Raw genomic sequence first — 23,670 nt, 5'->3', positions numbered from 1 at the left:
GGGCCAGTCCTGGTACTGACGCCCCGCAGGGCCAGTCCTGGTACTGACGTCCTGCCCGATCCAGGCTGAATGTCGGTCCCGCCGGTTAGTGTCCCGATCATGAGTGAGATCGGTGTTGTCGTACGGCCCGCCCAGGCGCAGGACCTGGACGGGGTGGTGGCCTGCAGCGCGGCGCTGTTCGCCGAGGACGCCGGGACGCGGGACCCGTCGCTGAACATCGCCTGGCCGCGCGAGCACGGCGCGGCCCGGTTCGCCGCGGCGATGGACGACCCCGCCCGCCTGGTCCTGGTGGCCGACGACGCAGGACGGATCGTCGGCCACCTGACCGGATCGCTGTCCGGTCCCACCGCGATGCGGCCGGTCGCGGTCGCGACGCTCGGCAGCATGTACGTCCAGCCGCCCTACCGGGGGCGCGGCGTCGGAGCCCGGCTGGTGGCGGAGTTCCGGGCCTGGGCGCGCGAACACGGCGCGCAGTACGCCGGGGTGACGGCCTACGCGGGAAACGAGGGCGCCGTGCGCTTCTACCTGCGCCACGGCTTCGCGACCCGCTCCACGGTCCTGGAGGCGACCCTCTGACCGGCATGACACGCAACCGACGCCGTACGTCGGCAACGGGCCGTGTCAGTTCGCTCGCAGGAGCAGACGACCCGGTCCCCCGGTGATCGCGGCCGGTCCGTGGTGGCGGGCCGACGGGCAGGACGGGATCGACGCCGTGGTGATCGGGCGACGCGAACGCGCCAAGGTGCCCGTCATGGTGGGCGAGCCCGAGTGTGCCCGCGGAGCCGGCGGAGCCTACGGGAGGGCGTGCGGGCTGACGACGATGCCGTCCTCGTCGCTGTAGAGCCAGGCGCCGGGGGTGAAGGCGACCTCGCCGAAGGTGACGGGGACGTCGAGGTCGCCCCTGCCCGCCTTGGCGCTCTTGCGGGGGTTGGAGCCCAGCGCCTTGACGCCGAGGTCGAGCCCGGCGAGGGCGGCGGTGTCGCGGACCGCGCCGTTGACGACCACCCCCGACCAGCCCGAGGCGACGGCGGAGGCGGCGATCAGGTCGCCCATCAGCGCGGTGCGCAGCGAGCCCGCGCCGTCCACCACCAGGACCCGGCCCTCTCCGGGTGTGGCCAGGACCTGCTTGACCAGGGCGTTGTCCTCCAGGCAGCGGACGGTGGCGATCGGCCCGGCGAAGCGGGCGCGCAGGCCGTACGAGCGGAACTGCGTCACGCAGCTCGCCAGGACGTCGCCGTGGGCGTCGATCAGGTCGGCGGTCGTGAACTCCATGGGCCGCATTCTCCCGGACGCGGTCACGGCCCGTCCCGCCCGGGTCGTCCGCCGCGCCGCGCCCGGGTCCACCACGGCGGCGTGCGGGGGTAGCCGCCGTCCTCCAGGTCCGCCAGGCGCTCGAAGGCGTTCCAGGAGCCGGGGTTCCCGCAGACCAGCACCGAGACGGCCACCGCGGCGGCGTAGAGCGGGAGCATGGGCAGGCCGGCGCAGGCGGCGTACTGCGAGGCGTGCCGGGCCTCGTGGCGGAGCAGGGCGCCGGTCAGGTAGCCCTCCCCGTGCCGGGTCAGGACCACGTTGCCGACCGTGAACGCCCCGGCCACCGGGAACGGGATGCGGTAGCCGTACGCCAGCAGGAGGCCGTCCGGACCGGCGGTCAGCCGGGCGCGGCCCAGGCGGGCCACCAGCAGCCCCAGCGGGGTGGAGAGGTTCGCGTAGTTGAGCGCCCGCCGCGCCCGGTGCCACCGTCGCATACGGCGATTGTGCGCCCTCAGGCCAGCCGGCGGTAGCGGCCCTCGTGGTAGAGCAGCGGCGAGCCCTCCGCCGGGGTCGCCACCGCGAGCACCGCGCCGACCAGGATGGAGTGGTCCCCGGCGTCGTGGACGGCGGTGGTCCGGCACTCCAGGGTGGCCAGCGCGCCGTCGAGCAGCGGGACGCCGAGCCCGCCGCGGTGGTGCGGGTGGCCGTCGAGCTGGCCTTCGAGCGGGCGGCCCCGGTGGGCGAAGAGGCGCGAGACGTCCTCGGCGGTGTCGGGCAGGACCGAGACCCCCCACACTCCGGCGGCGAGCACCGCGGCGTGGAAGCGGGCGATCTTCTCCACGCAGAACAGCGCGAGCAGCGGGTCCAGGGAGACCGACGCGAAGGAGTTCATGGTCATCGCATGGTCGATCCCGTCGAGCCTGGTGGTCACGACGGCGATGCCGGTCGCGAAACGGCCGACGGCCCTGCGGTAGGCGTCACGGTCCACTGGCTGCTCACCTTGCACGCACGCCACCCTACGCAATCAGGGCGAATCCGATCTCACCGGGTGCGATCCGTGCGGGTAGCCGCTGAGCAGCCACGACCCGGCGCCCGCCGGGACGAGCAGGACGCCCGCGAGCACGGCGAGCAGCCCGCCGTACAGGTAGACGTAGCCCGAGACGTCGTCGGCGATGACCAGGTCGCCCTCGGGGCGCGCCGACAGCCAGAGCGTCGTGACCGCCAGCCAGCCCCCCGCGGGCGCCATGGCCCCGCCCCGGCCGCCCATCGCGCGCCCCGCGCCGTGGCAGACGGCGAAGAGCGCCAGGACCCAGCCGATGGCCGAGGCCGGGACCGGCCGGAGGTACCACGAGTGCTGGAAGCCGCCGAGGAGGCCCATGAGGGCGCCGAGGAGGCCGAGGACGGCGTAGGCCGCCACGGCGACCGGCGCCGAGGACGGCCCCGCGGCCGTCGGCGTCCGCCCCCCGCCCGCCCGGGGGCCCGTCGCAGGGCCCGTCTCGGGGCCCCTCTCCGGAATTCCCTCCACGACCACCGAGGTTAGTGGATGCCCGCGAACAGATCGTCCTCGCGGTCGTACGGCTCGCCGATGCCGCCGGACTCGACCGGCGCCCCCGGTCCGGCGGGTCCGGGCACGCCGCGGCGCAGGATGTACTGCTCGACCCCGAACGCCTGCTGCCCGACGCCGTTGGACAGGGCGAACCAGGGCGGGTCCACGCTGATCTGGGTGGCGTGCGCGCGCATCGCCTCCAGCTTGGCGCCGACGTGCTCGCGGGCGTCGATCTCGGTCGTGACGTCCTCGTCCGCGCAGCCGTAGGGCAGGTCCTCGACCTCGGCGATCCGGAAGGCCGCGCCCGTCTCGCGCATCACCTCGGTGGCCCGGCGGATGGCGGACCTGGCCATCGCGGTGAAGTAGAACTTGGCGATCCGCCACGGCTCGCCCTCGCCGAAAGCGGGGTCGCCGGCCAGCTCGAAGGCCCGCCAGGAGACGCGGTGGGCCTGGACGTGGTCGGGGTGGCCGTAGAAGCCGTTGGCGTCGTAGGTGACGAGGACCTGGGGGCGCACCTCGCGGATCACCTTCACCAGTTCCCCGGCGGCCTCGTCGAGGTCGGCCTGCCAGAAGGCGTTCGGGCGGTGGTTGGAGGCCGCGCCCATCATGCCCGAGTCGCGCCAGCGCCCGGCGCCGCCCAGGAAGCGGTGGTCGGCGACGCCGAGCGCCGCGCAGGCCGCCGCCAGTTCGCCGACGCGGTGCGCGCCCAGGGTGTCGTCGCGGTCGGCGGCCAGATGGGCGAGCTCCGGCGGGATGACCTCGCCCTCCTCGCCCAGCGTGCAGGTGACCAGGGTGACGTGGGCGCCCTCCGCGGCGTACTTGGCCATCGTGGCCCCGGTGCCGATCGTCTCGTCGTCGGGATGGGCGTGTACCAGCAGCAGGCGCCGATCGTTCATGACTCAGAGCGTATCGGGGCGTCGCGGACGGCCGGGGCGCGGAGGAACGTATGGGCCGCAGGCGCCCCCCGGGGACAGGTAATTCGCGCCGTAAGTCTCGTATGCCCATTTTCTTTCATAACAGCCTTCACTCGAACGCCTGCGCGCACCGTGGAATGCGTTGTCAAGCTGGCAGGATGGGCGGCATGAGTGAGAGCTTCCCTCGTCTGCACGCCCGCACCCGCCGCTTCACCCTGGGGGTGCCGCGCGGCTTCACGATCTCGCCCGACGGCTCCCGGGTCGTCTTCCTGCGGACGAGGAGCGGCTCGGACCCGGTCACCTGCCTGTGGGAGTTCGACGTCGCCGGGGGCCGCGAGCGGCTGATCGCCGATCCGCGCGCGCTCGCCGCGGACGAGGAGGACCTGCCCCCGGAGGAGCGCGCCCGCCGCGAGCGCAGCCGCGAGCAGGCCGGCGGCATCGTCGGCTACAGCACCGACGGCGCGGTCGCCACGGCCGTCTTCACCCTCGCCGGCGGGCTGTACGCGGTGGACCTGAAGACCGCGGGCGTGCGCCGCCTGACCACGCCCGGCCCGGTGATCGATCCGCGGCTGTCCCCCGACGGGGGCTACGTCGGCTACGTGACCGGCGGCGCCTTCCACGTGCAGGACCTGGCGGACGGGGTGGACCACGCCCTGGCCCGTCCCGAGGGCGCCGGGGTGACCTACGGCCTGGCGGAGTTCATCGCGGCCGAGGAGATGAACCGCATGCGGGGCCACTGGTGGTCCCCGGCGGGTGACGCGGTGCTGGTCGCGCGGGCCGACGAGTCGGCGGTCCAGGAGTGGTTCGTCGCCGACCCGGCGAACCCGTCCCGGCCCGCCGTCCCGCAGCGCTACCCCGCCGCGGGCACCCCGAACGCGACGGTCGAGCTCTTCGTCCTCGGCCTGAGCGGCTCCCGCGTCCCGGTCCCCTTCACCGACGAGTACCTCGTCGACGCCCGCTGGGACGCCCACGGCCTGGCGATCGTCACCCTCTCCCGCGACCAGCGGTCGATGAAGCTGTTCAGGGTGGACCCGGCCACCGGGGGGTCGGCCCTCGTCCGCGAGGACACCGACGACGCCTGGGTGGAGATCGTCACCGGCGTGCCCGGCCACCTGTCCGACGGCGCCCTGGTCTGGGTCGCCGACTCCGGCGGCGGGCGGCGGCTGGTCATCGGGGACGAACCGGTCACCCCGCCCACCCTCCAGGTCCGCGAGGTCCTCGACGTCGACGGCGACACCGTGCTCTTCCGGGCCAGCGGCGGCGACCCCGCCGAGATCGCCGTCTGGGCCTACCGCGACGGCCGGATCACCCTGGTCAGCCCGCCCGAGAGCGGCGTCTACACCGGCCGCGCCGCGGGCGGCACCCTTGTGCTCGTCGGTCAGACGCTCGGCACCGAGGGCCCGGCGGTCCAGGTCCTGCACCACCACCGGTCGCGCGGCCACATCGCCTCGCACGCCGAACGGCACGGCCTGGACCTGCGGGTCTCCCTGATCCGCGCGGGCGAGCGCGAGCTGTCCACCGCCGTGGTCCTGCCCAGCGGCCACGTGCCCGGCTCGGCCCGGCTCCCGGTCCTGATGGACCCGTACGGCGGGCCGCACGCCCAGCGCGTGCTGGCCGCCTCCAACGCCTACCTGACCAGCCAGTGGTTCGCCGACCAGGGGTTCGCGGTGATCGTCGCCGACGGCCGGGGCACCCCCGGACGGGGCCCGGAGTTCGAGCGGGCCATCCTGCACGACCTGGCGGGGCCGATCCTCGACGACCAGGTGGACGCCCTGCACGGCGTCGCCGAGCGCTTCGGAGACGACCTGGACCTGTCCCGGGTGGCCATCCGGGGCTGGTCCTTCGGCGGCTACCTCGCGGCCCTGGCCGTGATGCGCCGCCCCGACGTGTTCCACGCGGCCATCGCCGGAGCGCCGGTGACCGACTGGCGGCTCTACGACACCTGCTACACCGAGCGCTACCTCGGGCAGCCGGACGAGGGCCACTACGACGCCTCGTCGCTCTTCGCCGACGCCGAGAAGCTCGACCGGCCGCTCCTGCTGATCCACGGCCTGGCCGACGACAACGTGGTCGCCGCGCACACCCTGCGGCTGTCCTCCGCGCTGCTGTCGGCGGGCCGCCCGCACAACGTGCTCCCGCTGTCCGGGGTGACCCACATGACCCCGCAGGAGGTCGTGGCCGAGAACCTCCTCCTGCTCCAGGTCGACTTCCTCAAGAGGTCCCTCGGCGTCGGCTGAGCCGGTCCGGCCCGCCGTACCCGGTCCGGGCGGGTACGGCTACCGCGGCGTGCCGTGCCAGCTGCTCCACAGGGCGGCGTAGGAACCGCCCGCGGCGACGAGCTCGTCGTGGGAGCCCAGCTCGCTGATCCGGCCGCCCTCGACCACCGCGACCCGGTCGGCGTCGTGCGCCGTGTGCAGGCGGTGCGCGATGGCGATCACCGTGCGGCCGTCGAGGACCGCGGCCAGCGACCGCTCCAGGTGGCGGGCCGCGCGCGGGTCGATCAGCGAGGTCGCCTCGTCGAGGACCAGGGTGTGCGGGTCGGCCAGGACCAGGCGGGCCAGCGCCAGCTGCTGGGCCCGGGCCGGGGAGACCTCCGCGCCGCCGGAGCCGACGGCGGTGTCCAGGCCGTCCGGCAGCGCCGCGACCCACTCTCCGGCGTCCACCGCCGCGAGGGCCACCCGGATGGCGTCGTCGTCCGCCTCCGGGCGGGCGATCAGCAGGTTGTCGCGGAGCGTGCCCCGGAACACGTGGTGCTCCTGGGTCACCAGGGCCACCTGGCCGCGCAGGTCGTCCAGGGGGAGCTCGACCAGCGGCGCGCCGCCGACCGTGACCTTCCCCGCACGCGGGCCGTGGATGCCCGCGAGCAGCCTGCCCAGCGTGGACTTGCCCGCGCCGGACGGGCCGACCACGGCCAGCCGCTCCCCCTGCCGGATCGCCAGGTCGATGCCGTGCAGCACGTCGCGGCCCCCGCGGTAGGCGTAGCGCACGCCCTCGGCCCGCAGCTCCCGGCCGTCCGGGGCGGCGGTGCCGGCCTCCCGGTCGTCCGGCACCTCGGAGACGCCCAGCAGGCGGGCCATGGAGGCCCCGCCGACCTGGAGCTCGTCGATCCACATGAGCAGCCGGTCGAGCGGGTCGATGAGCTGCTGCACGTAGATCACGGCCGCGGTGACCTGCTCGATCGAGGCCCAGCCCTCGATGTAGAACGCGCCGCCGGCGACCAGCGTGGCCACGATCGGGATCACGTAGCCGAACTCGACCGCCGGGAACCAGACCGTGCGCAGGCCGAGGGTGTAGCGCTCGGCCGCCCACGACCGGGCGATGTCGGCGTCCGTGCGCCGGTGGCGCCGCTCCTGCAGGCCCAGCGCCTCCACCGTGCGGGCGCCGTCGACGGTCTCGGCGAGGCCGTCGGTCATGTCCGCGTAGGCGGCGCTCTCCCGCAGGTAACCGTCCCGGGCGCGCCTGAGGTACCACCGGGTGGCGAACCAGAGCACCGGGGCGGCCAGCAGCGAGGGCAGCACCAGCAGCGGGCCCACCAGCACCAGCGCGCCGACCGTGACGGCGCAGGTGACCAGCGCGATCAGCGTCTCGGGGACGGCGTGCCGCACGGTCCGCGACAGCGAGTCGACGTCCCGGGAGGTCCGGGTGATGAGGTCGCCCGACCCGGCGCGCTCGACCACCGAGAGCGGCAGCCCGAGCACCCGGCCGACGAACTCCTCGCGCAGCTCGGCGAGGACCTTCTCACCGAGCGCGGAGGAGGCGTAGACGGCGTATCTGACCAGCACGGCCTGGCCGGCCAGGAAGCCGGCCACGGCCAGCGCCACCGCGGCGGGATCGGCCCCGGCGCCGTCGTGCACGTCCTGGACGAGCCCGCCCAGCAGCCACGGCACGGCCAGGCCGCAGGCGGCGGCCAGGCCGTGCAGGGCCAGGGCCGCCGCCAGCGCCCGGGGGTACTTCAGGGTGAGCCGCCGGGCGTAGGCGCGGACCTGCGCCCGGTCGGCGACCGGCAGGATCCGCCCGCCGTCCGGCACGGCCGGTCCTGCGACCGGTCCTGCGACGGGTCCTGCGACGGGTCCTGTCGCCGGTCCTGCGACGGGTCCTGTCGCCGGTCCTGTCGCCGGTCCTGCGGCGGGTCCTGTGACCGGTCCGTCCGCTCGTTCGCTCACGACGGATCAGTCCTCTCCTCGGGTGACGGTGGCGGCGTAGGCGGGCGCGGCGGCCAGCAGCTCGCGGTGGGTGCCCTGGGCGCGCGCGAGGCCGTCCTCGACGTAGATCACGTGGTCGGCGCGGTCGAGCACCAGCGGGCTGGTCGTGCAGACCAGCGTGGTCCTGCCCTGCCGGGCCTTGGCGAGCCGGTCGGCGATGCGGGCCTCGGTGTGCGCGTCGACGGCGCTGGTGGGCTCGACCAGGATGAGCACCTCCGGGTCGGCCGCCAGGGCCCGGGCGAGCCGGAGCCGCTGCCGCTGGCCGCCGGAGAACTCCCGGCCGGCCTCGGCGACGGGCGCGTCCAGGCCGCCGGGGAGCGCCTCGACGACGTCCTCGGCGCACGCGGCGTGCAACGCCTCGGCCAGATCGTCGTCGGAGGCCGTGCCCGCGGCGTCCAGCTCGTCGCGGAGCACCCCGGCGAACAGCCGCGCGCCGTTGTCGGCCACCAGGATCCGGCGGCGGACCTCGGCGAGCGGCAGCGTGTCCAGCGGCACGTCCCCGAAGTCCACGTCGCCGTCGGCGTAGCGGCCGAGCCGTTCCGCGACGGCGACGGCCTCCTCGGGCGTGGCCGCCGCGACGGCGGTGAACGCGCCGGGGCGGACCGCGACCCCGGAGGCCACGTCGCGGAGCAGGCCGCCGTCCGATCGGGCGGCGCCGCCGGTCATCTCCGGCGCAAGGCTCAGGATCCGCACCACCCGGCGGGCGGAGACGTGCCCCTTGGTCAGCTTGTCGGCCGCCTCGGTGAGGGTCCGCATCGGGGCGACGAGGAAGACCGCGTAGCCGTAGAAGGTGACCAGGCCGCCCGGGGTGATCCGGCCCTGGAGCGCGAGGGTCGCACCGAGCCAGGTCACGGCGGCGATCAGCAGGCCGGGCAGCAGGACCTGCGCGCCCTCCAGCGCCGAGTCCACCGCGGCCACCCGGACGCCCGCACGCCGTACCTGCTGCGACTCGGCGGCGTAGCGGTCGGCGAAGACCTGCTCGCCGCCGACGCCCCGCAGCACGCGCAGGCCGGCGACGATGTCGGCGGCCCGGGTGGACAGCTCGCCCTGCAGGTCGCGGTGGGCGTGCTGGCGCCGGTGCAGCGGCTTGAGCAGCGGCGCCACCGCGACCGCCATGAGCGGGACGCCGGCCAGCACCGTCAGGCCGAGCACCGGCGACATCCGGAACATGATGACGGTCACCGCGGCGACGGCGACGACCGCGCCGGTGCCGCGGAGCAGGATGTCGATCGCGTTGCCGATGTGGGCGATGTCGGAGTTGCCGACGCTGACCACCTCGCCGGTGGACATCCGGCGGGGCAGCGTCGCCCCCAGCCGGGTCGCCTGCCGGACGGTGACCTGGACCGTCCGGTAGGCGGCGCTCAGCCAGTTGTAGACGGCCATCCGGTGCCGCATGACCCCGGTGACCGCCTGCGCGACGCCCAGGGCGAACGTCAGGGCGCTCCAGGTGAGCAGTCCGGGCAGGTCCTTGCCGGCGATGGCGTCGATGCCGTTGCCCACGGCGGCGGGGACCAGCGCCATCGCCAGCCACCACAGGACGGCGTAGGCGATGCCGACGGCGAGGGGACCGGCCTGGTTGCGGGCGATCCAGAGCAGGTAGCGGACCGGGCTTCGGGCGTCGGGGATGCCGGGATCAGCGGCGGGTAAGGAGCGCATGGCCCGTCCAGGTTGACAAATTCCCCTCTGAGCAGCAAACCGTTTTCCGTCAGTACGCCGGCCCGCACGCCGGCCCGCACGCCGGCCCTTCGTCAACAAGAGTTGACTAAAGGCCTCCGTCAACTTACATTGACGTCATGAGCGATACGGCACAGCTGGCCTCCGACGCCGGCAGCCGCGACCCCGCCGTCGGCCTGCGGGCCGTGCGGGCGCTGCGGATGCTCGTCGACCGACTGGAGGCCCTCCAGGTGGAGAACGCGCGCGAGCAGGGCTGGTCCTGGCAGGAGATCGCCTACTGCCTGGAGGTCTCCAAACAGGCGGTGCACAAGAAGTACGCGGGGGGCCGCGGTCTCCTCAGAAGGGAGAAGTAGGCATGTTCGAACGGTTCACCCAGGACGCCCGCCAGGCCGTCAAGCTCGCCCAGGACAACGCCCGGCGGCTCAACCACCACTTCATCGGCGGCGAGCACCTCCTGCTGGGCCTGCTCGACCGGCCGGAGAGCGTCTCGGCCCGGCTGCTGACCCGGCACGGCCTGGACCACGAGCGGGCCTACCGGTCCGTCTTCGACATGATCCCGCCGCGCGCGGGCGATCGGCTCGACGCCGACGCGCTGGAGACGATCGGCATCGACCTGTCCGCCATCCGGGAGCGGGTCGAGGCCGCCTTCGGCCCCGGCGCCCTGGACCGGCCGCCGCAGCGCACCCACCGGGGCCGCCTGGTCAGCGGCCGGCACATCGCCTTCACCGCCCCGGCGAAGAAGGCCCTGGAGCTGTCCCTGCGCGAGGCCCTGGCCCTGAAGCACCGGCACATCTCCGACGGCCACCTCCTCCTGGGCGTCCTGCGCGCCGGTCCCGGCCCGGCGCACCGCGTCCTGTCCGGGGCGGGCATCGACCTGGAGACCCTGCGCCAGGAGCTCGTCGCCGAACTGGGCTGAGCCGCCGCGCCGGGCGGAGGGCCGCGACTCACACGGTGATGACGACCTTCGCCCGGGCGTGCTCCTCTTCCAGATAGCGCATGGCCTCGGGGACCCCGCTCAGCGGATACGTCCTGTCGACGGCCGGGACGACCTTCCCGGCCTCGACGAGCTCCTTGAGGGCGGCCAGGCTCTCCGCGGTCGTCTTCGCCGCGAGCGGGCGCAGGCGCCGGCCCGTGAACGGCGAGAGCGCGAGCGCGCCGACGATGCGGCCCATGGGGCCGATCCGGCGGCCTCCGTCGCCCGAGCACAGGACGAGCGTCCCCGAGGCGGTCAGTACGCGCCGGAGATCCCGCAGCGAGCGGTTCCCCGCCACGTCCAGGACGACGTCGTAGCGCCGCCCGCCCCGGACGAAGTCCTCCGCCGCGTAGTCGACGACGTGGTCGGCGCCGAGCGAGCGGACCAGGGCGGCGTTCCTCGCACTGCACACGCCGGTCACCTCCGCCCCGAGCGCCTTGGCGATCTGCACGGCGAACGTGCCCACGCCCCCCGACGCGCCGTTGACCAGGACCCGCTGCCCCGGCCGCACCTCTGCCCGGTCGCGCAGGCCCTGCAGGGCGGTGCTCCCCGCCAGGGGCACCGCGGCCGCCTGCTCGAACGTCAGGTTCTCCGGCTTCGGCCCCAGCGCGCCCTCCCGGACGGAGACGTACTCGGCGAAGGCCCCGCCGTCCGCCTCGCCGAACACCTCGTCCCCGGGACGGAGATCCCGCACGTTCCGGCCGACCGCCTCGACCCGGCCGGCGAAGTCCCGGCCCAGGATCCGCTGCCTGGGCCGGAGCACGCCGTACCCCATGAGGCGGATCAGCGACGGCTCGCCCCGCAGCAGCTTGCCGTCGGCGGAGTTGACGGCGGCCGCGTGGACGCGCACCAGCACCTCGCCGTCCCCGGCCACCGGCCTGCCGGTCTCCTCCGGGCGCAGGACGTCGGGGGAACCGTACCGGTCCCGGACGATCGCCCTCATCGTGGTCGTCTGGCCCGTCTCGGGTGTGGACACGGCGTGCTCTCCGTTCTCCGTCATTCGACGGTCCGCAGGATCTGCTCGATCGAGGTCGTGCGCGACCGCAGTTCCGCCAGGTCGGCGGCGGTCCGCTGCTGGGCGTCGAGGGTGTTCTCGGCGAGCTGCTCGTAACGGCGGACGAGCTGCCGCAGGTCCTCCTCCCGGGCCGCCAGCAGCTTCGTCTTGCGGAGCTCCTGGAAGTTCGCCATGACGGCGATGAGGAAGACCAGGGCCAGGAGCAGCACTCCGAGGATGAGGACCGTACCGGGCCAGGTGGTCGTCTCGGCCGCACCGAGGTTCATGAGCGCTGCTCCTTGGGGGTGGGACCCTTCTCCGGGTCCGATCTGGTCAGGGTCTCGGCCGCCTCGGCGAGCGCCGGGGGGGTCAGCCGCAGGTCGAAGTCCGCGACCTCGTAGTACTTCATGGCCTTGCCGTCCTCCGACAGCTCGAGGGTGCCGACGATCAGGCCGGCGGCCTCCAGCCGCTGCAGGTGCATGTGGAGGAGCGGGCGGCTGATGCCGATCTCGCGGGCCAGGCGGCTCACGTAGTCACGGCCGCCGGCCAGGCGCGCGACGATGCGCAGCCGCAGCGGATTGGCCAGCGCGGCCAGCACCGCGACCAGGTCGTCGCCTGTCGGCCGATCCTCCGTCATCGCATTCCTTCACCTGTAAGAATTTTCTTATAGGTGAAACCGTAGCATGCCACGCCGGACGGCGACAGACCGACTGCGCCGGGGAGTGCCGGGAACGCGCCACGACCGTGCCGGCCGCGCGCGGCTGCGAGCGCGCCACGGCGGGCTCGGCGCGTTCGAGGGGAACGCGACGTCCGGGGAGAAGGAGAAGGAGAAGGAGAAGGAAGAGAAAGGAAGAGAGGAGAAGGAGGAGCGGTGGATCGCACAGAGGATCCCCGCCTGCTCGCTCCGCGGGCCGGTTCCGACGAGGAGGCGTCTGCGGCACCGCCGGGCGGCGGCGAGCGCGCCGGAGGAGTTCCCGGGCCCGCCCGGACGACGCGGCCGCTGCTCCGGGAGGTCGCCGGAGGCGGGCAGACGCCCTGCCGCCGGGTCATCCCGCCTTCGAGACCCGCGGGATCCGCTGACCGCCCCGGAAGACCCCGCGGGCCGCACCTCCCCACGAAGGTGCGGCCCGCGGTGGCTCACGCCGGAGGCCGGGCCACCGCCCGGCAGGAAGGGAGCATACGCCCCTCAGGTCACTTGGACGCCCTGAGGTAGTCCCGGTTCATCTGCGCGATGGTGTCCAGCGGGATGCCCTTGGGGCAGGACGCCGTGCACTCGCCGGTGTTGGTGCAGCCGCCGAAGCCCTCGGCGTCCATCTGCTCCACCATGGCCCGGGCGCGGGAGTCGCGCTCGGGCTGGCCCTGCGGGAGCAGGGACAGGTGGGTGATCTTCGCGGCGGTGAAGAGGGAGGCCGAGCCGTTCGGGCAGGCCGCCACGCAGGCGCCGCAGCCGATGCAGGTGGCCGCGTCGAACGCGGCGTCGGCGTCGGCCTTCTTCACCGGGACGCTGTGCGCGTCGGGGGCCGATCCGGCGGGGACGGAGATGAAGCCGCCCGCCTGGATGATCCGGTCGAACGACGAGCGGTCCACGACCAGGTCCTTGACCACCGGGAACGGCGCGGCGCGCCACGGCTCGACGGTGATGACGGCCTCGTCCTCGAAGTGCCGCATGTGCAGCTGGCAGGTGGTGGTCGCCACCTGCTCGCCGTGGGCGTAGCCGTTGATGACCATGCCGCACATGCCGCAGATGCCCTCGCGGCAGTCGTGGTCGAAGGCGATCGGGTCGTCGCCCTCCAGGATGAGCCGCTCGTTGAGCACGTCGAGCATCTCCAGGAAGGACATGTCCGGGGACACGTCCTCGACCCGGTAGGTGACCATGCGGCCCTTGTCCTGCGGCCCGCGCTGGCGCCAGACCTTGAGTGTGAGATTCATGCCCGCGGCTCCCTCGCTACGCTCACTCGCCCAAGATCGCGGGCACGAATGATATTGCTGTGCCTATTGGCTCGCTCGCTGCGCTCGCTCACTTGTAGCTCCGCTGGCTCATCGTGACGTACTCGTATTCCAGGGCTTCCTTGTGCAGGACCGGGCCCTGCTCGCCGTACTCCCAGGCCGCGACGTAGGCGAAGTTCTCGTCGTCGCGCAGGGCCTCGCCGTCGGCGTCCTGCGACTCGGCCCGGAAGTGGCCGCCGCACGACTCGGTGCGGTGCAGGGCGTCGATGCACATCAGCTCGGCCAGGTCGAAGAAGTCGGCGACCCGGCCGGCCCGCTCCAGCGCCTGGTTGAGCTCGTCGGCGGTGCCGGACACCTTGACGTTCCGCCAGAACTCCTCGCGGAGCTCGGGGATCCGCTCCAGCGCCTTGCGCAGGGACTCCTCGGTGCGCTCCATGCCGCAGTAGTCCCACATGAGCTTGCCCAGCTCGCGGTGGTAGGAGTCGGCGGTGCGGGTGCCGTTCACCGAGAGCAGCCTCTCGATCTTGCTCTGCACCGCGGCCTCGGCCTCGGCCACGGCCTCGTCGTCGACCTCTCCGTAGGGGCCGTTGGCGAGGTAGTCGCCGATCGTGGTCGGCAGCACGAAGTAGCCGTCGGCCAGGCCCTGCATCAGCGCGGACGCGCCGAGGCGGTTGGCGCCGTGGTCGGAGAAGTTGGCCTCGCCGACCACGAACAGGCCCGGGATGGTGGACTGCAGGTCGTAGTCCACCCACAGGCCGCCCATCGTGTAGTGCACGGCGGGGTAGATGCGCATCGGCTGGCTGTACGGGTCCTCGCCGGTGATGCGCTCGTACATCTCGAACAGGTTGCCGTACTTCTTCTCCACGGCGTCGCGGCCGAGCCGGCTGATCGCGTCGGCGAAGTCGAGGTAGACGCCCAGCCCGCCGGGGCCGACGCCGCGGCCCTCGTCGCAGACGTTCTTGGCGGCCCGGGAGGCGATGTCGCGCGGGACCAGGTTGCCGAACGCCGGGTAGATGCGCTCCAGGTAGTAGTCGCGCTCCTGCTCGGGGATCTCCGCGGCGGGGCGCGTGTCGCCGGCCTTGACCGGCACCCAGACGCGGCCGTCGTTGCGCAGCGACTCCGACATCAGGGTCAGCTTGGACTGGTAGTCGCCGCTGACCGGGATGCAGGTCGGGTGGATCTGCGTGTAGCAGGGGTTGGCGAACATCGCGCCGCGCCGGTGCGCCCGCCAGATCGCGGTGGTGTTGCAGCCCTTGGCGTTGGTGGACAGGAAGAACACGTTGCCGTAGCCGCCGGTGGCCAGCACGACCGCGTCGGCGAGGTGCCGCTCGATCTCGCCGGTCACCATGTCGCGGACGATGACGCCGCGCGCCCGGCCGTCGCTGACGATCAGGTCGAGCATCTCGTGGCGGGTGTTCATCTTCACGGTCCCGGCCGCGATCTGCCGCTCCAGGGCCTGGTAGGCGCCGAGCAGCAGCTGCTGACCCGTCTGGCCGCGGGCGTAGAAGGTCCGGGAGACCTGGGCCCCGCCGAAGGAGCGGGTGTCGAGCAGGCCGCCGTACTCGCGGGCGAACGGCACGCCCTGCGCCACGGCCTGGTCGATGATGTTCACGCTGACCTGGGCCAGGCGGTAGACGTTCGACTCGCGGGCGCGGAAGTCGCCGCCCTTGACGGTGTCGTAGAACAGCCGGTAGATCGAGTCGCCGTCGCCGCGGTAGTTCTTGGCGGCGTTGATGCCGCCCTGCGCCGCGATCGAGTGCGCGCGCCGGGGCGAGTCCTGGTAGCAGAACGACGTGACGTTGTAGCCGAGCTCGCCGAGGGTCGCGGCGGCCGAACCGCCGGCCAGGCCGGTGCCGACCACGATGACGTGCATCTTGCGCTTGTTGGCCGGGTTGACCAGCTTGGCGCCGAACTTCCGCTTCTCCCAGCGCTCCTCGATCGGACCGGCCGGAGCCTTGGTGTCGCGGATCGGCTCGCCCTCGGTGTAGTGCCTGCCCACGCGCCCTCCTTCGTCGGGCACGTTCGCAGAACCGCTGTGCTCGCCGACGTGTTCGCTACGCTCGCTCACTTGATGACTCCGATCATGACCGCGACGGGGACCACGAGGAAGCCGAGGACCAGCACCGCGGAGACCGCGGCGGCCGCGGCCTTCAGCGGACGGTGGCTGCGGCCGCTCGCCAGGCCGAGGGTCTGCAGGGCGCTCCACAGGCCGTGGCGCAGGTGCAGGCCGACCATGACGACGCCCACCACGTAGAAGGCGGTGACCCACCAGCGCTCGGGCGCGAAGCTCGCCACCAGGCGCTCGTACGGCGTGCCGCCCCAGCCGGCCGGGTTGACCACGCCGATCGTCAGGTCGAGCAGGTGGTAGACCACGAAGAGCAGGACGATGACGCCGCCGTAGCGCATGGTGTGGACGGCGTAGCCGTTCGCCTGGGACTTGCGCCTGGCCGCGTACTTGACCGGCCGCGCCCTGCCCGCCCGGCGGGCCAGCGTGATCGCCGCCCACATGTGCAGGACGATCGCGACGGCGAGCACCACCTCCACGACCGTCAGCGCCACCCGGTAGGTGAGCAGCGGTGCGCCCATGGTGCGCAGGAAGGTGGCGTACTCGTTGAAGGAGTCGGCACCGAGGAACGCCTTGAGGTTGCCGACCATGTGGCCGACGAGGAACAGCACGAGGACGGCGCCCGTGACGGCCATCACGGCCTTCCTCCCGTTGGAGGAACCGAGGAACCCGCCCTTCTTCCTGGCGGGTGCGGCCCTGGGAGGCGTCACGGGCTTCGCGGGAGCGCCCGCGGGGGGGTCGACCTGCGCGGTGGAGGCTCCGCGCTCAATCATGGCAGTCACGACCCAGAAGCTAAGAAAAGGACTTTGGTCCCGTCCAAGTCATCACGGGCGTGGTTTCCATAGCCGACGGCTATTGCTTCTGCGTCCTGGAGCTTGGGCGATGACACCGTGTCAGCGGGTGCGAGCAATCTCACAGTGTTCACGGCGACGTTCACGGCGACGCTGCGCGTCGCGGCCGGGAGGCCGCGGTGACCGTTCTCCCCCGTGGGCGACCCCGCCCCGGATCGGGGGCCGGGGGATCCCTACGCTAGGGAAGCGTGCAGCTCCAGCAACTGGCCTATTTCGTGGCGGTCGCCGAGGCCCGGCACTTCACCCAGGCAGCCGAGCGGATGCGCGTCGCACAGCCGTCGCTGAGCAAGCAGATCAAGGCCCTGGAAGCCGAGCTCGGTGCGCCGCTGCTCAGCCGCGCCCGGGGCAACGTCACCCTCACCCCCGCGGGGGAGGCGCTGCTCCCGCTGGCCCGCCGCATGCTCGCCGACGCCGACACCGCCCGGCGGGAGATCGGCGAGCTGGCCGGGCTGCGCCGGGGCCGGGTACGGCTGGGCGCCACCCCCTCGCTCTGCGCCGGGCTGATGGCCGACGCCCTGGCCCGCTTCCACCGCGCCTACCCCGGCATCGAGCTGCTCGTGGAGGAGGACGGCTCCCGCGACCTGGTCCGGGCGCTGGCCCGGGGCCAGCTCGACCTGGCACTGATCATCATGCCGCTGCAGAGCGACGACCCCTCCCTCGTCACCGAGGAGATCCTGCGGGAGAACCTGGTGGTCGTCTCCCCCTCGATCACCCGGTCGCGCAGGCCGTACCTGCGGATCGAGGACCTGCGCGGGCGTCCGATGGTGATGTTCCGGCGCGGTTACGACCTGCGGGAGGCCACGCTGAGCGCGTGCCGCCAGGCGGGGTTCGAACCGCGCTTCACGGTGGAGGGCGGGGAGATGGACGCCGTGCTCCGCTTCGTGGAGGCGGGCCTGGGCGTCGCGCTCGTGCCCTCGATGGTCCTGGACGGCCGCCCGGGGCTGACCGGGACGCCGCTGGCGCCGCCGGGGCTGCGCCGTACGATCGCCATCGCCCATCGCAAGGACGTCGAACCCACCCGCGCCGCCCAGGCGTTCCGCGCCACGCTGCTGTTCTTCCTCGCCGAGGCCGCCCACGACGGCAGCCTCCCGCCAGGGGTCGAGCTGGTCGCCGAGAACTGAACCCGCCGCCGTGATCCGTTGCCGGGTTTCGTTCAGTTCGCAGTCCGGGGAGTCGATTTGCCTGGAAGAGCGGTGGTCTCCGCTCCTTGCCCCCGGAGGACGTCCTCCGGCGGGTGAACTCCCCGAACGACCTGCTGGAGGACGAAGGTGCGTGGCACGATTTCGAAGATCGCCATTGCGATGGGCGCGCTGATGCTGTCGGCGGCGGGCTGCGCCGTCGACGGTGCGGCGGTCGCCGAACCGGCCGCCCAGGGCACCATCGGGATCACGCTGCCCACGACGGCGCGGCCGCGCTGGGTCAAGGACGGCGACAACATGAAGAAGCAGTTCGAGCTGCTCGGCTACACGACCGATCTGAAGTACGCCGAGGACGACGCCGCCGCCCAGGCCGACCAGGTCGAGGAGATGGTGGACAACGGGGTCGAGGCTCTGATCATCGCCGCCATCGACGGTCCTCTGATGAAGGACGCGCTGGAGAAGGCCGCCGCGGACGACATCCCGGTGATCTCCTACGACCGGTTGATCCGGGGCACCCCGAACGTCGACTACTACGCCACCTTCGACAACTTCCGGGTCGGCGTGCTGCAGGGCAAGGCCATCGTCGACCGGCTCAAGCTCGCCACGGCCAAGGGCCCCTTCAACCTCGAACTGTTCGCCGGGTCGCCCACCGACAACAACGCCACGTTCTTCTTCAACGGCGCGATGAGCGTGCTGCGGCCCCACATCTCCTCCGGGAAGCTGGTGCTCAGAAGCGGCAAGCACGAGTTCGCCGACGTCAGCACCGTCGGCTACGAGCGGAAGCTCGCCCAGACCCGGATGGCCGGGTTGCTGACCAAGCACTACGGCTCGGCCCCCCTCCACGCGGTGCTCTCGCCGCTGGACCGGATGTCCCTGGGGATCACCGATGCCCTCAAGGCGGGCGGGTACGGCACCGCCGCCAAGCCCCTGCCCGTCATCACCGGGCAGGACGTGGAGGTGGACTCGGTGAAGCTGATCGCCGGCGGCGGCGGGCAGGTCCAGACGGTGTTCAAGGACACCCGTGAGCTGGCCAAGGTCGCGGTCCGGATGACCGACATGCTGCTGCGGGGCGAGACGCCCCCGGTCAACGACACCGAGCAGTACCACAACGGGGTGAAGGTCATGTCCACCTTCCTGCTGCAGCCGGTGGAGGTCGACAAGTCGAACTACCAGCGGATCCTCGTCGACGGCGGCTACTACACCGCCGAGCAGCTCAGCGGCTGACCGCCTCTCGGGCCGGATCCGGCGGACCGCCCGGCAGGTCGGCCCTGCGGGGTCCGCCGGTCCCACCGGATCCGCCGGACCGCCGTGCGGCCGGACCTCGCCGACCGGCGGGCCCGGCCGTCCGCCCGGCCGGCCGCCGCATCCGCGCCCCGCCCCGGCCCTGGTCCGCGCCCCGGCGGGCCCGGCGGGCCGCCGCCCCCTGCCCCGTGACCGTGCAGCGCCACCGACGCCCGACGCTTGTCGCCTAAGGAGCCCTCTTCCATGAACACCCCGCCCCACCCCGCCCCCCGACGCCGAGGCCGCCTGGCCACCGGCTTCCTCAACCGGCCCATCGCCGTCAAACTCATGACCCTGGTCGGCGCCAGCCTCCTGGCCCTGACCGCCTGCTTCGCCGTCACCGTCGTCAACAACCGCGCCGTCGACACCGCCAACGAACGCCTCGGCCGCCTCAACGAGGCCAACGCCGTCGTCCTGCAACTCGACCGCCTGGCCGCCGACCTGAAGGTCAACGGCCTGGAAGCCGTCATCCGCGACACCCCCGCCCAGCAGCGCCAGACCCTGCAGGCCCAGACCACCGCCACCCACAAGACACTGCAGCACCTGCAGGCCATCGACGTGCCCGCCGACCAGCGCGCCTCCATCACCCGCATCACCACCGCCTTCACCGACTACACCGACGTGATCGGCCGCTTCGTCGACAGCGCCGCCGCCGACCAGTCCCAGGCCCGGCGCAGCTGGGAGCAGATCGGCGTCGACAACTACCTCACCAGCGCCGTCACCCGCAACGAGCGCGCCTTCTTCGCCCGCAGCATCGAGCAGGCCACCGCCGACGCCGCCGCCAGCCGCGAGCAGGCCACCCGGCTGATCCTCATCACCGTGCTCGTCACCGCCGTCATCCTGGCCGGCCTGGCCCGCGTCGTGGTCATCTCCATCACCCGCCCGCTGCTGCGGGTGCGCCGCTCCCTGACCGCCATGGCCGACGGCGACATGACCGTCACCAGCGACGTGACCACCACCGACGAGGTCGGCCAGATGGCCCGCGCCATGGACCAGGCCCAGGCCAGCGTCCGCAACGTGGTCGCCTCGGTGTCGGCCTCGGCACGGGCGGTGGCCGCCGCCGCCCAGGAGATGGCCTCGGCCACCGACGCGGTGGCCGCCTCGGCCCGCCGCGCCGCCACCGAGGCCCAGGCCGTCTCCGACACCGCCGCGTCGGTCTCGCAGAACGTCGAGATGGTCGCCACCGGGTCGGAGGAGATGGGCGCCTCGATCCAGGAGATCGCCGGCAGCGCGCTGGGCGCCGCCCGGGTGGCCGGGCAGGCCGTCGAGGTCGCCGGCCAGACGACCGTGCAGATCGGCAAGCTGGGCGAGTCCTCCCGGGAGATCGCCACCGTGGTCGCGCTGATCACCTCGATCGCCGAGCAGACCAACCTGCTGGCGCTCAACGCCACCATCGAGGCGGCGCGGGCCGGGGAGTCGGGCAAGGGCTTCGCGGTGGTGGCCAGCGAGGTCAAGGAACTGGCGCAGGAGACCGCGCGGGCCACCGAGGACATCTCCCGGCGGGTGCAGGCGATCCAGGACGACACGGCCGGGGCGGTGACCGCGATCGGCCGGATCAGCTCGGTGATCGGGCAGATCAACGATTCCCAGGGGGTCATCGCCAGCGCGGTGGAGGAGCAGACCGCCACGACCAACGAGATGAGCCGCAGCGTCACCGCGGTGGCCGAGGGCTCGCGCGACATCGCGGTGAACATCGCCGAGATCGCGCGGGCGTCGCAGACGACCACCGAGAGCGTGGCGCGTTCCCAGCAGGCGGTGGGCGAGCTGAACGTGATGGCGGGCGAGCTGCGCGACCTGGTGGCGCATTTCCGCTGCTGAGGTCGTCGGTGGCCCCGGGTGGGCCCGCCCGTGTCCTCGGCGCCCGGATCCCGGCGGTCCGGGCGCCGAGGACCCCCCGGAGCCGGACACCGCCCGGAGCCGGACGCCGCCCGGAGCCGGACGCCGCCCGGAGCCGGACACCGCTCAGAGCCGGACACCGCTCAGAGCCGGACACCGAGGACCACCCGGAGCCGAACGCCGCCCGGAGCCGGACGCCGAGGGGACCCCGGCCGGACGGCGGATTCGATCACCCATCCGCATCACCGGGGTGGCAGCACTATTCTCGTAGAGCTGCCATGTTTCCCCCGACCCCACGAAGAGGCGTTCGTGACCGCCCCTCCCAACGAAACACTCACGATCCTCCTGATCGAGGATGACGCGGGTGACGCCTTCCTCGTGGAAGAGCTGCTCAACGAGGCGGAGAACCCTCCGAAGATCATCTGGGTGCGCAGCCTCGCGGAGAGCCTGATCCGGCTGACCGACGAGGTCGCGTGCGTGCTGGTCGACCTCTCCCTGCCCGACGCCCACGGCCTGGAGGCGCTCCAGCAGGTGCTGGCGATGGCCCCGCACGCCGCCGTGCTCGTGCTGACCGGGCTCAACGACTCGCACGTGGGCGTGGAGGCGGTCGCCGCCGGAGCCCAGGACTTCCTCGTCAAACAGGACATCGACGCCCGCCTGCTGATCCGCGCGGTCCGCTACGCCATGGAGCGCAAACGCGCCGACATGGCCCAGCGCAGGCTGGTCGAGGCCGAGCTCGTCACCAAGGAGAACTCCCGCCTGGAGCACGGGCTGCTGCCCGTCCCCCTGCTGGAGCCGGGAACCCTCCACCACGAGTCGCGCTACCTGCCCGGCCGCCAGCGGACGCTGCTCGCCGGGGACTTCTGGGACACCGTGCAGAGCCCCGACGGCGCCGTGCACGTGGTGGTCGGCGACGTCTGCGGGCACGGTCCCGACGAGGCCGCGCTGGGGGTGGCGCTCCGGATCGCCTGGCGCACGCTGGTCCTGGCCGGGCACACCGGCAACGACGTGCTGCACACGCTCGACGCGGTCCTCCGACTCGAACGCAAGTCCGCGGAGATCTTCACCACGCTCTGCACGATGACCGTCGACCCGTCGCTGGAGCACGCCCGCCTGCACGTCGTCGGTCACCCGCCGCCCGTGCTGATCCGCGACGGCGTGACCGAGGTGACGCCGGGCACCCCCTCCGGGCCGCCGCTGGGCATCTTCCCGGACGTGGACTGGACGCCCATCGACGTCTCGCTCGGCCAGGAGTGGTCCGTCCTGCTCTACACCGACGGCCTGATCGAGGCCACCGTGGGAGGCGGCCCCGACCTGCTCGGGACCGAGGGCCTGCTGCGGCTCATCGCCGACCAGGGCGGCGTCCACCTCGACCGGCTCATCGAGCGGGTCATCGAGCTGAACGAGGAGGCGCTCACCGACGACCTGGCCACCGTGCTCATCGCCAGGGGGCCGCGGAGCGCCTGACGGCCGACGTCCCCTTCCCGACCGCCGGCCCGTGGGACCATGGTCCGCCCGGCCCTTCCTCCTGGAGACGCGAATGAACGAGATGCGCTGGATCGACGTGCTGCTGGTCGAGGACGACCCGGGCGACATCCTGCTGACCAAGGAGGCGTTCGAGCTCAACAAGGTCAGGAACAAGCTGCACGTCGTCAACGACGGCGAGCAGGCCATGGCCTTCCTCCGCAGGGAGGACGGCTACGCCGACGCACCCCGTCCCGACCTGATCCTGCTCGACCTCAACCTGCCCCGCAAGGACGGCCGCGAGGTGCTCCAGGACATCAAGGGCGACGAGGACCTGCGCCGCATCCCGGTGGTCGTGCTGACCACCTCCGAGGCGGAGGAGGACATCCTGCGCAGCTACAACCTGCACGCCAACGCCTACGTCTCCAAGCCCGTGGACTTCGAGCAGTTCATCAGCGTGGTCCGGCGGATCGACGACTTCTTCGTCACCGTCGTGAAGCTGCCCAGCGCCGACTGAGCGCTTCCCGCGCGCCGCCTCCGCCGCCGGACCGAAGTGACAGGAATCACACCTGGTCCGTGAAAATGTGAGTGATGCTTCTCACACAAGCTCCGGGTCCCGTCGTAACGTATCCCCCACCAACGTCCGCGCGCCCGTGTGAGCCGCCGCGGCGGCTCGGCGCGCGGCACGACTGAAAACGACCCGGACCCCCTGCGAGCAGGGTCCGCGGGAGGTGGAGAGGTCTCGATGACCCAGACAGCGGCCGACAGCCCGGCCAGAAGGCAGCGCGCACAGATCAAGGAGCGCACCCTACGCACCGACCAGTGGTGGCGCTATCCGCTGGTCACCTTCATCATCTTCACGGCGTTCCTCGTCTACGCCACGTGGGCGATCTTCGATATGGACTACTTCGTCTCGCCGTACCACGCGCCGTTCGCGTCGCCGTGCCTGGCGACGAGCTGTCCCGAGGAGGCCCGCCTGTTCGGCCTCGCCCCGTTCGGCGACTGGTACACCTGGCCGCCGGGCATCCTCATCCTCGGCCTGCCCGCGGGGTTCCGCTTCACCTGCTACTACTACCGCAAGGCCTACTACCGGGGCTTCTGGCTCTCCCCGCCGGCGTGCGCCGTCGGCGAGCCGCACCGCACGTACACCGGTGAGTCGCGGTTCCCGCTCATCCTGCAGAACGTGCACCGCTACTTCTTCTACGCGGCGATCGTGATCGGCCTGATCCTCGCCTACGACGCGGTGCTGGCGCTCGTCCACAAGCCGGCGGGCCTCGGCACGTGGATCCTGATCGCCAACGCGATCCTGATCAACCTCTACACGCTCTCGTGCCACTCCTGCCGCCACATCACGGCCGGCCGCCTGACCCACTTCTCCCGGCACCCCGTCCGCTACAAGGCGTGGACCGTCGTCTCCAAGCTCAACGCCAAGCACCAGGAACTGGCCCTGGTCTCCATGTTCTCGGTCATGGGCGCCGACCTCTACGTACGGCTGGTCGCCAAGGGCATCGTCTCCTTCCCGTTCGCATAAGG

At 72.8% G+C, this 23,670-nt stretch carries 23 protein-coding genes; 10 read left to right on the top strand and 13 right to left on the bottom strand.

All coding sequences use genetic code 11. The features are described from left to right. Positions 1-99 precede the first annotated feature (99 nt). Positions 100-576 carry a GNAT family N-acetyltransferase gene (locus tag HS045_RS12950; RefSeq protein ID WP_196451555.1) on the top strand — a complete coding sequence of 159 codons (477 nt, stop codon included), beginning with the start codon at positions 100-102 and terminating at the stop codon, positions 574-576. Positions 577-792: 216 nt separating this feature from the next. Here the strand turns inward: HS045_RS12950 and rraA are convergent, their stop codons facing one another. Genes rraA through mshB form a run of 5 tightly spaced genes read right to left on the bottom strand, consistent with a single transcriptional unit; the run spans position 793 to position 3,693 of the window. Next, on the bottom strand, positions 793-1,272 hold the full coding sequence (gene rraA / locus HS045_RS12945) for a ribonuclease E activity regulator RraA (RefSeq protein WP_196451553.1): 480 nt from the start codon (positions 1,270-1,272) through the stop codon (positions 793-795). A gap of 23 nt (positions 1,273-1,295) precedes the next feature. Further along, on the bottom strand, positions 1,296-1,745 hold the full coding sequence (locus HS045_RS12940; RefSeq protein WP_196451551.1) for a hypothetical protein: 450 nt from the start codon (positions 1,743-1,745) through the stop codon (positions 1,296-1,298). 17 nt (positions 1,746-1,762) lie between these two features. After that, a complete protein-coding gene (locus HS045_RS12935; protein ID WP_196451550.1) occupies positions 1,763-2,239 on the bottom strand; it encodes a flavin reductase family protein in 477 nt (158 codons plus the stop codon). Positions 2,240-2,275: 36 nt separating this feature from the next. After that, on the bottom strand, positions 2,276-2,776 hold the full coding sequence (locus HS045_RS12930; protein ID WP_196451548.1) for a DUF6113 family protein: 501 nt from the start codon (positions 2,774-2,776) through the stop codon (positions 2,276-2,278). Between the two features lie 11 nt (positions 2,777-2,787). Further along, positions 2,788-3,693, bottom strand: a complete 906-nt coding sequence (gene mshB / locus HS045_RS12925; protein ID WP_196451547.1) for an N-acetyl-1-D-myo-inositol-2-amino-2-deoxy-alpha-D-glucopyranoside deacetylase — start codon at positions 3,691-3,693, stop codon at positions 2,788-2,790. 185 nt (positions 3,694-3,878) lie between these two features. On the opposite strand from mshB, the gene HS045_RS12920 reads away from it, so the two are divergent. Next, positions 3,879-5,948, top strand: a complete 2,070-nt coding sequence (locus HS045_RS12920) for a S9 family peptidase (protein WP_196451545.1) — start codon at positions 3,879-3,881, stop codon at positions 5,946-5,948. A 39-nt stretch (positions 5,949-5,987) separates the two neighbouring features. Here HS045_RS12920 and HS045_RS12915 read toward each other — a convergent pair whose 3' ends face one another. Both HS045_RS12915 and HS045_RS12910 read right to left on the bottom strand, forming a co-directional pair. Beyond that, positions 5,988-7,739 carry an ABC transporter ATP-binding protein gene (locus tag HS045_RS12915; protein WP_196451543.1) on the bottom strand — a complete coding sequence of 584 codons (1,752 nt, stop codon included), beginning with the start codon at positions 7,737-7,739 and terminating at the stop codon, positions 5,988-5,990. A 141-nt stretch (positions 7,740-7,880) separates the two neighbouring features. Further along, positions 7,881-9,569 (bottom strand): ABC transporter ATP-binding protein, encoded by a 1,689-nt coding sequence (locus tag HS045_RS12910; protein WP_196451541.1) that lies wholly within the window; start codon positions 9,567-9,569, stop codon positions 7,881-7,883. Between the two features lie 137 nt (positions 9,570-9,706). On the opposite strand from HS045_RS12910, the gene HS045_RS12905 reads away from it, so the two are divergent. Both HS045_RS12905 and HS045_RS12900 read left to right on the top strand, forming a co-directional pair. Next, a complete protein-coding gene (locus HS045_RS12905; protein ID WP_068901296.1) occupies positions 9,707-9,940 on the top strand; it encodes an RNA polymerase subunit sigma-70 in 234 nt (77 codons plus the stop codon). Between the two features lie 2 nt (positions 9,941-9,942). Continuing rightward, positions 9,943-10,503, top strand: a complete 561-nt coding sequence (locus HS045_RS12900; protein ID WP_196451540.1) for a Clp protease N-terminal domain-containing protein — start codon at positions 9,943-9,945, stop codon at positions 10,501-10,503. A gap of 28 nt (positions 10,504-10,531) precedes the next feature. Here HS045_RS12900 and HS045_RS12895 read toward each other — a convergent pair whose 3' ends face one another. From HS045_RS12895 to HS045_RS12870, 6 genes are all read right to left on the bottom strand, one after another. Next, the gene (locus HS045_RS12895) at positions 10,532-11,560 is read right to left on the bottom strand and encodes an NAD(P)-dependent alcohol dehydrogenase (RefSeq protein ID WP_230884016.1); all 1,029 of its coding nucleotides are present in this window, start codon (positions 11,558-11,560) and stop codon (positions 10,532-10,534) included. Further along, on the bottom strand, positions 11,557-11,841 hold the full coding sequence (locus HS045_RS12890; protein ID WP_196451538.1) for a hypothetical protein: 285 nt from the start codon (positions 11,839-11,841) through the stop codon (positions 11,557-11,559). Before HS045_RS12890 ends, HS045_RS12895 begins: the two co-directional genes overlap by 4 nt. Further along, positions 11,838-12,191: a winged helix-turn-helix domain-containing protein gene (locus HS045_RS12885; protein WP_196451536.1), complete on the bottom strand. Its 354-nt coding sequence runs from the start codon at positions 12,189-12,191 to the stop codon at positions 11,838-11,840. Before HS045_RS12885 ends, HS045_RS12890 begins: the two co-directional genes overlap by 4 nt. 554 nt (positions 12,192-12,745) lie before the next feature. Further along, the gene (locus HS045_RS12880; protein ID WP_196451534.1) at positions 12,746-13,483 is read right to left on the bottom strand and encodes a succinate dehydrogenase/fumarate reductase iron-sulfur subunit; all 738 of its coding nucleotides are present in this window, start codon (positions 13,481-13,483) and stop codon (positions 12,746-12,748) included. An 88-nt stretch (positions 13,484-13,571) separates the two neighbouring features. Continuing rightward, positions 13,572-15,500 (bottom strand): fumarate reductase/succinate dehydrogenase flavoprotein subunit, encoded by a 1,929-nt coding sequence (locus HS045_RS12875; protein WP_196452757.1) that lies wholly within the window; start codon positions 15,498-15,500, stop codon positions 13,572-13,574. A gap of 65 nt (positions 15,501-15,565) precedes the next feature. After that, positions 15,566-16,339 (bottom strand): succinate dehydrogenase cytochrome b subunit, encoded by a 774-nt coding sequence (locus HS045_RS12870; RefSeq protein WP_196452756.1) that lies wholly within the window; start codon positions 16,337-16,339, stop codon positions 15,566-15,568. A gap of 266 nt (positions 16,340-16,605) precedes the next feature. Here HS045_RS12870 and HS045_RS12865 point away from each other — a divergent pair, with 266 nt between their 5' ends. The 6 genes from HS045_RS12865 to HS045_RS12840 all read left to right on the top strand — a co-directional run bounded on the left by HS045_RS12865 (position 16,606) and on the right by HS045_RS12840 (position 23,668). Next, positions 16,606-17,538: a LysR family transcriptional regulator gene (locus HS045_RS12865; RefSeq protein ID WP_196451533.1), complete on the top strand. Its 933-nt coding sequence runs from the start codon at positions 16,606-16,608 to the stop codon at positions 17,536-17,538. A gap of 147 nt (positions 17,539-17,685) precedes the next feature. Beyond that, positions 17,686-18,780 carry a multiple monosaccharide ABC transporter substrate-binding protein gene (gene chvE, locus HS045_RS12860; RefSeq protein WP_307827495.1) on the top strand — a complete coding sequence of 365 codons (1,095 nt, stop codon included), beginning with the start codon at positions 17,686-17,688 and terminating at the stop codon, positions 18,778-18,780. Positions 18,781-19,041: 261 nt separating this feature from the next. Next, positions 19,042-20,655 (top strand): methyl-accepting chemotaxis protein, encoded by a 1,614-nt coding sequence (locus tag HS045_RS12855; RefSeq protein ID WP_196451531.1) that lies wholly within the window; start codon positions 19,042-19,044, stop codon positions 20,653-20,655. 327 nt (positions 20,656-20,982) lie between these two features. Further along, positions 20,983-22,140, top strand: a complete 1,158-nt coding sequence (locus tag HS045_RS12850) for a PP2C family protein-serine/threonine phosphatase (protein WP_196451530.1) — start codon at positions 20,983-20,985, stop codon at positions 22,138-22,140. A 73-nt stretch (positions 22,141-22,213) separates the two neighbouring features. Then, complete coding sequence (locus HS045_RS12845) at positions 22,214-22,654, top strand: response regulator (protein WP_196451529.1); 441 nt, start codon at positions 22,214-22,216, stop codon at positions 22,652-22,654. Positions 22,655-22,882: 228 nt separating this feature from the next. Continuing rightward, a complete protein-coding gene (locus HS045_RS12840) occupies positions 22,883-23,668 on the top strand; it encodes a hypothetical protein (protein ID WP_196451528.1) in 786 nt (261 codons plus the stop codon). The last annotated feature ends 2 nt before the right edge of the window (positions 23,669-23,670 follow it).

It is taken from the genome of Planomonospora sp. ID82291 (assembly GCF_015711645.1).
Taxonomy (GTDB): Bacteria; Actinomycetota; Actinomycetes; order Streptosporangiales; family Streptosporangiaceae; genus Planomonospora.
The sequence above is the reverse complement of the archived record's forward strand: the minus strand, read 5'-3'. Positions and strand labels throughout refer to the sequence as shown.